The sequence below is a fragment of the Brevibacillus sp. HB1.1 genome, assembly GCF_013332445.1.
In the GTDB taxonomy this organism is placed as follows: Bacteria; Bacillota; Bacilli; order Brevibacillales; family Brevibacillaceae; genus Brevibacillus; species Brevibacillus porteri.
In genome coordinates this window covers 115,688-128,091 of the sequence record NZ_JABMIV010000008.1, presented here as the reverse complement: position 1 = coordinate 128,091, position 12,404 = coordinate 115,688, and the positions used below count along the sequence as shown (strand labels likewise).

Here is a 12,404-nt window from a genome sequence, read left to right as displayed (position 1 = left end):
ATTGTTACTACAATCGCCCCCTTTTTTGTATGTCCATTACAGCAACAAGCCAGAATCTAGAGAAAATTCTTGGCGACTGGCAAACTGGTGGTATCCAGCCCGTAAAAAGGCTTTAGCCATTGGCGTGTTTTTGACATCGGTATCTGCGCGGATGTATGTTTCTCCTGCTTGTACAAGAACGTCAGTGGTCTGCTTCAGCAATCGATCAATATAGCCGTGTCCTCTCTGCTCGGGGAGAACACCGATGTATCCAATTGTAGCAAAGGTGGGGCTGACCGTAGGCATCAAGAAACCAATGAGCTCATTTTTTTCTGTATAGGCGAGCTGCCACCATTCCGGTTCGTATTTCATTTGTTGCAAATCTTGGAACATTTCCTGTGCTTGGGCTAGAGGGCCTTTTTCCAAGCGCTCCTCTGTAATTTGTTGATCATGGGTGAATTGCGAGACGCGCATGATGGCATCCACAAATGCAGCCTCACCAACCTCAGGAAGACTGCTGTACACGATCAGATCATGCGTTCCTTCTGACGGTATAGCAGTTGCCTCAATCGGTGCATGCCATTCGAAGCGGTTTGTTTCCCGGCTAATTCGAAAACCGAGCGCTTCCAGAACATTTCTTCGCTCTTGGTGATCCGTTTGCCATTGGGGAGAGGAGGAAGGTGAATCCAGAATATAGCCGATTTTCTCCGAAAGATTCCCTGCCATGAGTGTGAAGACTTCGCGTAAGAAATGAGCTCCGAGCGAAGGACATTCTGTTTCTTTCCATGGAAGCTCCCACAATACCAAATCGGTTGCTTGTTTACTGCCAGGCAATGTCCAGAAGGCAAGACGACCAGCGATCTTACCCTGTACCTCCAGAATGAAGCACCAGTCCTGACGCATGGCTCCTTGTGTGAACATTTTGTCGAGGTAAAGAGCGATATCATCCAGAACGGACGCAGGGTGATCCGGGAAGGCAAGAAATGCAGGTAAATCTTCTGGGTGGATACGGCGAACAGTGATCATGCAAGTCATCTCTCCTTTGTAACTACCTAAATTAATTTCGTTAGTTACAAAAGAATTTTACCAAAATGTTCTGTGAATCGTCAATCGTGGTCTATGTAGGAAAAGAGGAAGGGTAGGGAGCAAACTGCCCGCTCCCTCGTTTGCTCCCGTGTTATTCAATCAATACGCCCCGCGACCTGCCTATGATGCGAATGGCGCGATTCCATAGCAAGAGGAGCTTTTTTCTCTGCAGGGGTCGTACATACAGATCAGGGCTTTTCAAATAGGAACGCATGGGGATGACACGAAAGCGTATACGCCCTTGACTTACATACCGTTGCGAAAACGTCGGGATGACTGAAATTTGCTCGAGTGAAATCTGATTCCTCTCATCCTTTTCGACAGTAAATCGCAGGATTGCTCCGCACAGAGATTGATCAAACGAGAGCATTTTCTCTGATGTGAAATTGCCCAAAGAATACGCGACTAGCGTTTGTCTCTTTGTTCCGTGAGCAGTCGTGATACTCGGGGTGACAACAGGCTGTAGAACATGTGGATGAGCCCCGAGGATGACATCAGCACCGTTGTCGAGCAGGCTTTGTACGAGCTGTCGCTGGCGAGTCGTCGGTGTATAGCGGAATTCAATCCCAAAGTGAAGGGAGATGATCACAACATCGACGAGAGGACGGACTTTTCTCAGGTCGGATAATATCGTGTCAAGATGGAGAAGTCGGACAATCCATGGCGTATGAGCGGGGATCACCTGCTTGTTTGTCCCGTAGGTGTAAGCAAGCATAGCGATGCGAATGCCGTTTACCTCCTTGATCAGGTAGGTATTTGCCTCCTCAGGGCTTCGATAGGTTCCGGTATGAGCAAGCTTGTATCGATCCAAAACATCAAGGGTTCGGCATAGTCCGGTTACTCCGCCATCCAGACAGTGGTTATTCACTGTAGTCAATACGTCAAAGCCAGATGATTTCAAGTCCCGAGCCAATTCATCTGGACAGTTGAAGCGAGGGTAACCGGTTCGTGCCGAACCGATTTGATAGGGCTGTGTTTTCCCGGAAAAGGTGGTTTCTAAATTGCCAATCGTGAGATCTGCCGCTGAGAGAATCGGTGTCACGGAATGAAACATATCCGTAAAAGAGAATTGATCTGTACCAGGCAGTCTGGCAGTTGCCACCTGCTCTTTCCACATTAGGATGTCGCCTACAGCGGCGATGGTGGCCTTCTTTTTCATGCGCTTCACCTCCCCTCCCACTCTATTCCAGAAGTCGTCCGTCTGATTTGGATAGTAGCGGAACGTTTTCATAGATAATGGTCTATACAGGCTGTCTATGCCGTTCATACAATAGGTAAGCTGATCGAGAGAAGAACGAGGCAAAGGGGTGATACCCGTGAAAAAGAAGAGAAGAGCTGCTGTACCGGTAAAGACACTGATTCTCGACAAGCCGGTTATCGCTGTGACGGGAAGTGCAGGAAAGACCACGACAAAGGAAATGATCTATACCATCCTGAATCTTCGCATGCCCACATATAAATCGATGCACAACAAGAACTTCCTGGGAAATACAAGAGCGCATACCAAAAGAATTCGGGACGAGCACAAGGCCGCAGTGCTTGAGTATGGTATTTATCGAAGTGGTCATTTGCGACAGCATTGCAAAATCATACAGCCGTCGATGGGAGTCATTACGAATATTGGCACGGCTCATATCGGAAATTTTGGCGGTGACGCTAGGCAGCTGGCATTAGCAAAAACGGAGTTAATTCGTCATATGAAACCCACAGGAACCATTTTTCTGAATAGGGACTGTCCCTATTCTCGCCAGTTTATTCAACAGCCTTATCTGGGTTCGTTCACGGGAAAAATCATTACATTTGGCAAGGAGCAGGAGGCGGACTATAAGGCGGGGCGAACGAAAATAGAGGGCAATGGGTTTCGATTCGAATGTTCTTTGCGTGGAGAAAAGGAGTCATTTTTTGTCCCTATTCCCGGCGAGCATAATTTATACAATGCATTGGCTGCTATCGCAGTCGCTCATACGATGGGGATTCCCGTTGATGATATTCGTCGCGGATTAAGTCAGTTTCGCGGACAGCGAAAACGCCTAACCAGCTATCGACTTGTGAATAACATTCAGGTGCTGGATGATACCTACAGCTCGAATCCAGATGCGGCAAAGGCAGCGATTGATGTGTTAAGCCAGGTAGGGCATACCACAAAGATTGCGGTGCTCGCCAGTATGCTGGAAATGGGCAAATACGACGTGAAAGGTCATGAGGATGTCGGGAAATATTTGAGTCAAAAAAATGTAGACTACTTATATACGCTGGGAAGAAGTGCTAGGAATATTGCCAGAGCAGCGATTCTCTCCGGTTTTCCGGCAAATCGGGTCAGGCATTGCTTGAGTAAGGCAGGATTGCATCGTTGTCTAGCAAAACAACTGAAGCCAAATACAGCCTTCCTCGTAAAAGGATCGCATCGGTTGAAAATGGGAGAGACTGTACAATTTTTGTGCAGAGTAACAGCCAATCGGAGCAATCAGCAAGGATGAAAGAGTGAGGACGTCAGCGGGGACTATACAGGCTATTGCGGAAAAAATAGGTGAATGACGGCGGGCAAACGCACATACCATCTGTGCGTTTGATGCATTTCCTATAGGGAGACTAGTAGGAGGTGACACGTCATGTCATATCAATTTCCCCCTGGCGGCCGCGAAGGTTCCTCAGATTTTCCCGGCTCGCCTGGTTCCCCCGGTGCACCAGGAGGTTTTCCCCCTCCGCCATCAGGCCCTCCACCGAGCAGGACGCCAAGTGCACCGGGAGCAAGAGGTTATGGGGGAACACGCCGGATTGATGCTGGCGGATTCTATCCCTGTTTATATCGTTACACATACGTTTGGCTGCGAAATGGTCGCTCTTTCTGGTTTTACCCCGTCCATGTCAGTCGTCACTCTGTAACTGGATACCGCTGGACAGGATATCGATGGGAGTATTACGGGACAGACTTGAATCGAATCGCTTATTTTACCTGCTAACTCCATTTACGAGCAAAAAGGCCAATCCCTGGGAGGATGGCCTTTTTATTTTGAAGTCCTTATTTTATGGTGAGGGAAAAATCCTTGTGATCATGAATATCTCCTTTTTCCACATGGACCTTCACTGTATAATCTCCGGTTGTCGGGAACTGTACGTTGCCTTCATACTGGCCAGCCGCAGTTTCCGTTGCATCGACGAAGCTGTGCTTCTCGTCATTTCCCAGCCAGAACTCGAATTTGACTGTCGCTTTGTCCAAAGCTTTGTTGTCCTTCATCAGATGAACAGTGAGAGCAGCAGGTGATGCTACTTGAATATTGTCGGCTGGGGAGAAATGATAATCAACTGTTTCACCATTCGCGTGACCTGCAGCCCCATGATCGTGTGCCTGACCTGCGTCAGCTTGCGGCGCAGATGGCGTCACCCCAGGCGTCTCACCAGCCTTGCTGTTTACGGTAAATGGGGTCTTCTGCATATTGTGGAAATCACGTGCCGTTACATGGTAGTAGACAAAATAAGAACCTGGCTCGCTAATGGTTTGTTGGGCCGTGTAAACACCGTCTCCTTGCAGCGAAGCCGGGATCGTTTCATGCTTTTCTTGCCCATCTTTCCACCATTCGAACTTCACTTCCTTGGCATCATCCACGGGTTGGCCATCTTGTGTAACTGTAACGGAGAAGGTAACGGTGTCGCCCGCTACTAGCTCCTTTGGTTCCAATGTAAAGGCAGCCTCGACGGGAGATCCGGGTAGCAAGGCTTGTTGCTCGTTCTCTTTTCCACAAGCGGCTAAAAGGAGCATGAGCATGGATAAGAGCAGAATCGTTGTACGTTTCATGTTGGTTTACCCTTCCTTCTTCAATTTCAACAGTTCCTGATAAATTTGTTCGGGATCGAAATCGTCACCCATGCCGAATTTTTGAATAACGGCATTGTTATCATCCACGAGATACGTACTCGATGTATGAGAGATGAATCCATCATCCATCTTATTGGCAAAAAAGCCAAGCGAATTTGTAACCGTTTTGATCGTTTCGTCATCACCCCGAAGCAGGGTCCAGCCTTGGTCTTGAATCCCCAACTGCTTGGCATAGTAGCGCATGACCTCAGGGGTGTCGTTTTGCGGATCAATCGTGATGGTCAAAAATTCAACGTCTTGCCCCATCAAGTTTGCTTCGAGCAAGCGCTTTTGCAGCTGAACCATTTTTACCGTTGTCGTGGGACAAATATCCGGGCAACGGGTATAAATCAACTCCACCAAGCGAAACGTTTTCTTTTGCGGTGCTAGCGAATAGGATTGTCCATCGATGGTTTGCAGAGTCACATCAGGTAATTTCGCCTGGGCGTTTTTGGGCCCAAACCAAACCCAAGAAGCGACAAGAGCAACAAGGACAAGGACGGGTAACAACAAGAGCAACCGTCGGATTCGGATAGCGGTAGCAGGGGCGATATTCACGTGTGGGTGGCGCCTCCTTTCTGATTCTTTTTGGCTATGGCGTCATGAGGCCGTCCTCTTCCTGATTCTTTTCTTTTCGATACCAGGTAGAGAAGATGTAAGCCAGGACGACTCCGTACGTCAGCTCCTGCATGAGCTTCATCACAATTCCGCCCAGCCGTTGATCCTCCAGAGGGAGCAGTGGAACGGCAAACATCGATTTGTCGATCGGCGTGGAAAAGAATGGCGCGCAGAGCATGGAAGGACCGTCTACATATGTCGCATACAACGGTGTGGCTGAAAAAATAATCAGTGCACATGCAGGCGTAATCAAAACACCGTTAGCAAAGATGTAGGCAAGCTTTTGCAGTTCCGACAGGCGGTGAATTTCCGGTATCGGTGCGACAACAGGCATCCACATCAATATCGCAGTCACCAGCAGCAGTAAATGAATCAAATTATGTAGGGCTAGGTTGTTCATTGCCAAGTCTAAAATAACAGGCATATGGTAAAACGAGAACAGGGCATTGAACATGAGAATAGCAGGTATCGGGTGACTCGCTATTCGCATGAAAAGCTTGAGCCCTCGGCGATAGAAAAGGCCGCGGATCAACCATGACGGGGTCCCTGCCAAGAGCAGCAAGGGCATTACGAGATAGAGTAACGATTGCTGCAGCATGTGGGCGCTAAACAAAAAATGCCCAGCTACGTTTAAAGGACTCCCCATACTAAAGTAAAAACCAAGTAAGCCGAGAGTGAAAAAAGTCTGTTGCTTTCGTGTAACAGGTGTGGAATCTTGAAAAGTTTGGCGTAATGGTCCGATCAGCGCGAAATAAGCCAGACCGATCAAAAAGGTCAAAAGAATCAGCTCTGGATTCCATGTCGCCCGAAAGCCAAAGGTTTCAGTGAAATAAGTGAGGGTCATGCGATTACCTCCGTTTTCAAGGATTATCCCCAGTACTCATTATAGGCAAATAACTGGAAAAGCCTAATGACTCGTTCGGGCTATTTCTTCCAAGGGAACAGAAATCTTCACATATTTGTCACGTATGTCCAATATGAAAAGAGCCTCCCGCAAAGAATCGAGGGAGGCTACCAAATGTTATGATTTTTTCTGTTCTTCCAACCATGTTTTCCATTCGCTTGCTTCGCGACCACCGACGAGTCGAGCTACTTCCTTGCCGCCCTTGTAATGAACGAGGGTCGGGGTGAATTCGATGTTGTATTCACCATAGCTGGCGTTAAACTCTAGCAAATTGAGCTTTTTCATATCGATGTCCAAGCTTTTCACGATCGGTACAAGGACGGGGGTAGTTGCTTTACAATGCTCACAAACCGGGCTGTAAAAGTAAACAAACGCGTCCTCCTGATTATTGAGCTTACCTTTGAGCTCATTAGGCATAATGAGATTATCGTACAGTGGGTCACTCAATTGTTCGAGAGTAGCGGGGTGCAAATTGGCTTTACCGTAAGGGTTTCCTTCCGCAAGCTGACGGTTCGAAATGTCAGCATACACGATCGCACCGATCAGGAGCGCAGCCACAAGGATGGATAGAAAGATGACTTTCTTCATGAATCATTTCTCCTTTGCATTTTTCATAACGATGATAAGCAGGATGCTGATCAAGGTGAAGGCAATGAGAGCAAGGAACGGAATAGTGATAAAGCCTAGCCAGTTAATATAGTCCGTGTTGCATGGCACAATGCCGCAAGCGCTACCCAGATCTTGCAGAGCAGGTATTTTTTGAATCGAGTAATGATACAGCGATGTGAGTCCTCCTATGATGGAGAGAATCAAGGCGTACGAAGCGATCTTGTCATCTTTCTTCGCGGAGGCCACCCCGAGTAAGATGACGAGCGGGTACATCAAGATTCGCTGGTACCAGCACAGGTCACATGGTATGTACTTTAATACCTCTGAAAAAAACAAACTACCTCCTGTTGCGATCAGGGACACACCCCAAGCGGCAAACATGGCTTGTTCCACGATTTGCTGACGTTTCATATAAACACCTCGTCCATATCTTAACATATTACAAATCGAAAGTAGATTATAAAAAGTAATAATTTGTTGAACGAATGGGCTTGTCTCTCGAATCATACTGGATGCACTACCCGATGCGCTTGCAGCAGGTAGGAGCACCAGTGCGAAAGCTCCCAGTTTTCCCTAGCACGATCAGTAGACCCGTACTTGTGGAGAGGATTGCCTATCCCGAATCGGTACGAAAATGGATTGAAGAGAAGGCCATTCGATGAGCATGACGCCTCGCCAATATCCTGCGCCACCATCAATGCCGACCATATTGTCTCTGCGCCAAGGACCGCTGCCTGAGTATTGAGGTAATCCTGGAACAGGGGTATGGCCAAAGATGATAGGGAGTTCTCCATCATAATAAAGGTAAAAAGGCTCGCGAATCCATAGTAAATCTTGTGGGTTTTGTTCCTGCAAGGGGATGCCGGGTCGAATGCCTGCGTGTACCAAAAGTGCGGCTGGAGTTCCGGTTCGCGGATCGGCTGGCAGTTCTATATACAAAGGAAGAGACGACAAGGCTGGCAAAATTGTTGGATAGTGAGAAAGAATAAATTGCCGCGCTTCTTCTTGTTCCTGCAAAGAAGGCATCCGGTTAAGAAAAGCTCGCCGCAGCGGGTGATTCCCTAAGAAAGAACGCATGGTGGCATCGCCGCCATTGTAGCGCAGGTATAGCTCCGGATTGCCGTTTCCGGACAGCCAATCCTCGAGCATTTGCTCGTGGTTCCCTTTTATGAGATAGATTTGATTCGGATACGCCTGCCGAAGAGCGAGTAGATCGAGCAATACTTCCTTTGATTCAGGTCCTCGATCGACCATGTCCCCCAATACGTACAGACGATCACCAGCTTGGGGAGAGAAGGAAACGTCCCGCAGCGCCTTTTGAAAAGCTTGATTCTGACCATGTATGTCCGAGACCAAATAAGTAGCCAAACAAGATCACCCTCCTCGAGTACCCGTTATGCCTTTTAGTAGGATATGTTTGTGTAAAGGGGAGGGTGAAAGGTGTGTCTCTTTCTCGATGGAATAGATGGGTGCACATATTTTGTGAAAGAGAATAAAGATACAAAAATGAGTCAAATACCCATACGGTGGGAGGATCAAACGACAGATGGCTACTTCCTATCGCGACTATACATCGCCAAATACTCAGTTCACGTACGATATGAGAAATAATCTGTTTTTTAAAAAGGACGATCGGAATTTCATCGATTCCCTGGGAATCGCACAGTTAAATACATTAGGTAACAGTTCGTTGCTGGATATTTTCCTGACAACCGGAAATGTTGTCGAGCCACACATCCATCAAAATGCATCGGAGCTGGTGTACTGCATCGCTGGTGAGGCCATTGTGTCCCTAATCAATCCTTTTACCAATCAATTGCTCAATTACAATATTAAACCGAGACAAGTTGCCAATATCCCGCAGGGCTGGTGGCACTATGAAATGGCCTTGACTGACGATACGCACTTACTGGCTATTTTTGATGCGCCAACTCCTGAGGTGATCTTTGGCTCCGATATTTTGCGGTTGACTCCAGCAAGTGTGTGGGCACATACGTATTGTTTAGATGAAGCAAAGGTAAAAGAAACCTTTGCGCCTCTTACCAAAACAGTCGTGATTGGCCCGCCAGTAGGATGTCAGCAGCAGGGGCAGTTGCCAGATAGAGCTGCCTCAAGCCAGTACCCGTACTATGGCTACTCGAGCCAGTTGCCAGACAGTTACGGTTATTACGATGCCAACTATGTGCAGCAGGGTGGGTATGGACAGCACCCAGTCTATCAACAATCGACCGGGTATCCACAATATGGCACGAATCCCTACCATACCGGATATACGCCACAACCCGTTTATCCATCCTATTGAATGGTAAGACAGATAGTGCCTTGATGGGCAGGTCTCCCAAATTCGGCATTCTTCTATTACAATCAGGAGAAGAACATTTTCAAAGATGAAGGGGAGAACCATGATGGATCATCTGGCACACTGGTTGCGGACATCTTCCTTTACCGTTGTATTCACCGGAGCAGGCATGTCGACAGAGAGTGGCTTGCCTGATTTTCGTTCACAGTCTGGGCTGTGGCGCGGCAAAGATCCGATGCAACTCGCGAGTACACGCGCAATGATGGAGAATCGGGAAGCGTTTGTGGAATTTTATCAGATGCGCATTCAAGGTCTACTGTCTTGCAAGCCACACACCGGACACGAGTGCTTAGCTGAATGGGAGCGGCGTGGATTGGTTCATGGAGTCATTACACAAAATGTGGATGGCTTTCATCAAGAGGCGGGAAGCTTGGCTGTAGCCGAACTCCATGGCTCCCTTGCGAAAATCCGCTGTCTTGCCTGCGGGACCGAGTATGCCAATACACGTTATCTGGAGGATCAAGGGACGATTTGCGCATGCGGAGGATTTTTGCGTCCGGGTGTTGTCCTGTTTGGCGAATCTTTGCCGCAATCACAAGTCGATCAGGCCATCTCGTGGACGGAACAAGCCGATTTGTTCATCGTATTAGGTTCTTCGCTTACCGTGAGTCCTGCCAATTGGTTTCCGCAGCATGCAAAAGAAAGAGGAGCCAAGCTGGTCATTGTCAATCAGGAACCAACCCCATTGGATGCGTGGGCAGATGAGGTTATCCAAAATGAACGGATTGGCAGCGTGCTGCAAAGAGTAGGACAGTCGTTAGGAGAGTAAAAGCAGGCGTGCTCGATGAAAAGAGTACGCTTCTTCGGTTTGGGCCCGTTGACATGCCTGATTGTATTTTATTTTTATACTTGCGTCATTATTACTTCATATTCAATATTTTACCATTAATGAGATGGTATTCCAATATTTGTGCGATCCATTTGAATCACCCTAGAGCTTGCGCGAAAAACATGATACCATCGAGTGTAAGATTCATATGGCTTCTCGATACGCAAATAGAAAAGTACAGGTGACGTTCATGCAAATATTATCAGTAGAAAACCTCTCCAAAGGCTATGGAGAAAAAGTATTGTTTGATAACATTTCCTTTCATATTGCCGAGCAAGAGCGCATTGGTCTGATCGGTGTAAATGGTACGGGAAAATCCTCGCTCTTGAAAATCGTGGCGGGCTTGGATACAGCGGATAGCGGGAAAATTATTCATGCGAATCATTTCCATGTGGAGTATTTGCCGCAAAATCCCGATTTTGACGAAAACTCCTCCGTACTGGAACAAGTATTTTACGGCGATTCTCCACTCATTCAGCTTTTGCGTGATTATGAAACAGCGCTAGAGGCTGTTCAAGAGTCGCCTGACGACGAGAAAAAGCAGGCGCGATTGTTTGCTGTTCAAAACAGGATGGATGCGGCTGATGCGTGGGAGAGCAATACGCAAGCCAAAATGATCCTGACCAAGCTTGGCCTGCACAATTTCTCGCAAAAGGTAGGAGAGCTCTCTGGTGGACAAAAAAAGCGGGTAGCAATGGCACGAGCTTTGATCCAACCAGCAGACCTGCTCATTTTGGATGAGCCTACGAACCATATTGACAATGAGACAGTCGAGTGGCTGGAAGAGTATTTGTCACGCTACAAGGGTGCTTTGTTGCTCGTCACCCATGATCGCTACTTCTTGGATCGCGTGACGAACCGCACGTTTGAACTGGATCGCGGCAAGCTGTACAGCTATGAAGGCAACTACGCGATGTTCTTGGAGAAAAAGGCAGAGCGTGAAGAAAATGAAGCGGCCGTAGAAAGCAAGCGGCAAAATCTGCTTCGCCGCGAGCTGGCATGGCTGCGTCGTGGAGCAAAAGCGCGAACGACCAAACAAAAGGCGCGTGTGCAACGGGCTGAGGAGTTACGAGATAAAGCCGTAGATGGACCTGCCGCCAAGATGGAAATGGCACTCGGGGCCAGTCGTCTCGGCAAAAAGGTGATCGAGCTTACCAATATCAATAAAGCGTACGGTGAGCGAAAACTGATCAACGATTTCAGCTATATTGTCCTGCCGGGTGATCGTGTGGGAATTATCGGGCCAAACGGAAGTGGAAAAACGACACTTTTGAACATGCTCGCAGGAAGAATTCAACCGGATAGTGGTTCATTGGAAATCGGGACGACCGTTAAAATCGCCTACTACACGCAGGATAGCGTCGAGATGGACGAAAAGCTGCGCGTCATCGAATATGTAAAGGAAGCAGCAGAGGTCATTCAGACGAGCAATGGCGAGTCGATCACGGCTTCGCAAATGCTGGAGCGATTCCTGTTTTCGCCGCATATGCAATGGACACCGATTTCCCGCCTGTCTGGTGGAGAACGTCGTCGTCTCTACCTGCTCCGTACACTGATGGGAGAGCCGAATGTGCTGTTTTTAGATGAGCCTACGAATGATTTAGATATTCAAACGCTCAGTATTTTGGAGGACTATCTCGAGCAATTCCCAGGCGCAGTCATTACGGTATCGCATGACCGCTATTTCCTCGATCGTACAGTTGACCATTTGTTTGCCTTTGAAGGGCAAGGAAACATTCGTCAGTACTACGGCAACTATTCCGAGTACCTGGAAGACAGACGTCAGGAAAAAGCAACACAGGTGCAAGAAGCGGATCAGCAGGCAGAAAAGGCGCAAAGCAACAGCGGGGCTAATCGCGGCAACAACCGCACGCGCAAGCTGTCCTACAAAGACCAGAAGGAATGGGATGCGATTGAAGGAAAGATCGCGGCTTTGGAAGAGCGCAGCGTCAAGCTAAAACAAGAGATTGCAGCGTCTGGCAGCGATTACGGCAAAATCGAAAAGCTCTATGCTGAAGAACAGCAAGTGGCGGCAGAGCTGGAAGCAACCATTGAGCGTTGGGCGGAATTATCTGCATTGGTAGAGGAATTGGAGCAAGGGAAATAATTAGTGGCGTAGCCAGTAATTGAGGGCTGGGAATGGGACGCTTCCACCTGTAGACTAGAG

Annotated in this window: 13 protein-coding genes; 5 read left to right on the top strand and 8 right to left on the bottom strand. The window is 48.0% G+C overall.

Features of this window, described 5'->3' with window-relative positions; all coding sequences use genetic code 11:
• Positions 1-36 precede the first annotated feature (36 nt).
• Both HPY27_RS20275 and HPY27_RS20270 read right to left on the bottom strand, forming a co-directional pair.
• Positions 37-1,005 (bottom strand): GNAT family N-acetyltransferase, encoded by a 969-nt coding sequence (locus HPY27_RS20275; RefSeq protein WP_174225812.1) that lies wholly within the window; start codon positions 1,003-1,005, stop codon positions 37-39.
• Between the two features lie 151 nt (positions 1,006-1,156).
• Positions 1,157-2,224 (bottom strand): CapA family protein, encoded by a 1,068-nt coding sequence (locus HPY27_RS20270; protein WP_026042978.1) that lies wholly within the window; start codon positions 2,222-2,224, stop codon positions 1,157-1,159.
• A gap of 151 nt (positions 2,225-2,375) precedes the next feature.
• Between HPY27_RS20270 and HPY27_RS20265 the strand changes: the two genes are divergently transcribed.
• Both HPY27_RS20265 and HPY27_RS20260 read left to right on the top strand, forming a co-directional pair.
• On the top strand, positions 2,376-3,542 hold the full coding sequence (locus tag HPY27_RS20265) for a UDP-N-acetylmuramoyl-tripeptide--D-alanyl-D-alanine ligase (RefSeq protein WP_173622546.1): 1,167 nt from the start codon (positions 2,376-2,378) through the stop codon (positions 3,540-3,542).
• Positions 3,543-3,674: 132 nt separating this feature from the next.
• Entirely contained in the window at positions 3,675-4,025 is a 351-nt protein-coding gene (locus HPY27_RS20260) for a transporter (RefSeq protein ID WP_174225811.1), read from the top strand.
• A 59-nt stretch (positions 4,026-4,084) separates the two neighbouring features.
• Here the strand turns inward: HPY27_RS20260 and HPY27_RS20255 are convergent, their stop codons facing one another.
• The 6 genes from HPY27_RS20255 to HPY27_RS20230 form a co-directional block, all read right to left on the bottom strand.
• Positions 4,085-4,858: a FixH family protein gene (locus HPY27_RS20255; RefSeq protein ID WP_174225810.1), complete on the bottom strand. Its 774-nt coding sequence runs from the start codon at positions 4,856-4,858 to the stop codon at positions 4,085-4,087.
• Positions 4,859-4,864: 6 nt separating this feature from the next.
• The gene (locus HPY27_RS20250) at positions 4,865-5,476 is read right to left on the bottom strand and encodes an SCO family protein (protein WP_173622488.1); all 612 of its coding nucleotides are present in this window, start codon (positions 5,474-5,476) and stop codon (positions 4,865-4,867) included.
• 34 nt (positions 5,477-5,510) lie between these two features.
• Positions 5,511-6,380, bottom strand: coding sequence for a cytochrome c oxidase assembly factor CtaG (gene ctaG / locus HPY27_RS20245; RefSeq protein ID WP_017247646.1), 870 nt, complete (start codon positions 6,378-6,380; stop codon positions 5,511-5,513).
• 177 nt (positions 6,381-6,557) lie between these two features.
• Positions 6,558-7,028 carry a thioredoxin family protein gene (locus HPY27_RS20240; RefSeq protein ID WP_017247647.1) on the bottom strand — a complete coding sequence of 157 codons (471 nt, stop codon included), beginning with the start codon at positions 7,026-7,028 and terminating at the stop codon, positions 6,558-6,560.
• 3 nt (positions 7,029-7,031) lie between these two features.
• Positions 7,032-7,460 carry a disulfide oxidoreductase gene (locus HPY27_RS20235; protein WP_017247648.1) on the bottom strand — a complete coding sequence of 143 codons (429 nt, stop codon included), beginning with the start codon at positions 7,458-7,460 and terminating at the stop codon, positions 7,032-7,034.
• Between the two features lie 171 nt (positions 7,461-7,631).
• Positions 7,632-8,417, bottom strand: coding sequence for a metallophosphoesterase family protein (locus HPY27_RS20230; protein ID WP_017247649.1), 786 nt, complete (start codon positions 8,415-8,417; stop codon positions 7,632-7,634).
• A gap of 178 nt (positions 8,418-8,595) precedes the next feature.
• On the opposite strand from HPY27_RS20230, the gene HPY27_RS20225 reads away from it, so the two are divergent.
• The 3 genes from HPY27_RS20225 (at position 8,596) to HPY27_RS20215 (ending at position 12,344) form a co-directional block, all read left to right on the top strand.
• The gene (locus HPY27_RS20225) at positions 8,596-9,351 is read left to right on the top strand and encodes a cupin domain-containing protein (RefSeq protein ID WP_173622490.1); all 756 of its coding nucleotides are present in this window, start codon (positions 8,596-8,598) and stop codon (positions 9,349-9,351) included.
• A gap of 103 nt (positions 9,352-9,454) precedes the next feature.
• Positions 9,455-10,177: an NAD-dependent deacylase gene (locus tag HPY27_RS20220; RefSeq protein WP_017247651.1), complete on the top strand. Its 723-nt coding sequence runs from the start codon at positions 9,455-9,457 to the stop codon at positions 10,175-10,177.
• Positions 10,178-10,427: 250 nt separating this feature from the next.
• The gene (locus HPY27_RS20215) at positions 10,428-12,344 is read left to right on the top strand and encodes an ABC transporter ATP-binding protein (RefSeq protein ID WP_069850380.1); all 1,917 of its coding nucleotides are present in this window, start codon (positions 10,428-10,430) and stop codon (positions 12,342-12,344) included.
• Positions 12,345-12,404 lie beyond the last annotated feature (60 nt).

What these genes read in the sequence shown, in the direction of transcription:
- HPY27_RS20220 (WP_017247651.1), top strand. Translation starts at nt 9,455, where the DNA reads ATGGATCATCTGGCACACTGGTTGCGGACATCTTCCTTTACCGTTGTA.
- ctaG (WP_017247646.1), bottom strand. Translation starts at nt 6,380, where the DNA reads ATGACCCTCACTTATTTCACTGAAACCTTTGGCTTTCGGGCGACATGG.
- HPY27_RS20270 (WP_026042978.1), bottom strand. Translation starts at nt 2,224, where the DNA reads ATGAAAAAGAAGGCCACCATCGCCGCTGTAGGCGACATCCTAATGTGG.
- HPY27_RS20240 (WP_017247647.1), bottom strand. Translation starts at nt 7,028, where the DNA reads ATGAAGAAAGTCATCTTTCTATCCATCCTTGTGGCTGCGCTCCTGATC.
- HPY27_RS20260 (WP_174225811.1), top strand. Translation starts at nt 3,675, where the DNA reads ATGTCATATCAATTTCCCCCTGGCGGCCGCGAAGGTTCCTCAGATTTT.
- HPY27_RS20255 (WP_174225810.1), bottom strand. Translation starts at nt 4,858, where the DNA reads ATGAAACGTACAACGATTCTGCTCTTATCCATGCTCATGCTCCTTTTA.
- HPY27_RS20215 (WP_069850380.1), top strand. Translation starts at nt 10,428, where the DNA reads ATGCAAATATTATCAGTAGAAAACCTCTCCAAAGGCTATGGAGAAAAA.
- HPY27_RS20275 (WP_174225812.1), bottom strand. Translation starts at nt 1,005, where the DNA reads ATGATCACTGTTCGCCGTATCCACCCAGAAGATTTACCTGCATTTCTT.
- HPY27_RS20225 (WP_173622490.1), top strand. Translation starts at nt 8,596, where the DNA reads ATGGCTACTTCCTATCGCGACTATACATCGCCAAATACTCAGTTCACG.
- HPY27_RS20235 (WP_017247648.1), bottom strand. Translation starts at nt 7,460, where the DNA reads ATGAAACGTCAGCAAATCGTGGAACAAGCCATGTTTGCCGCTTGGGGT.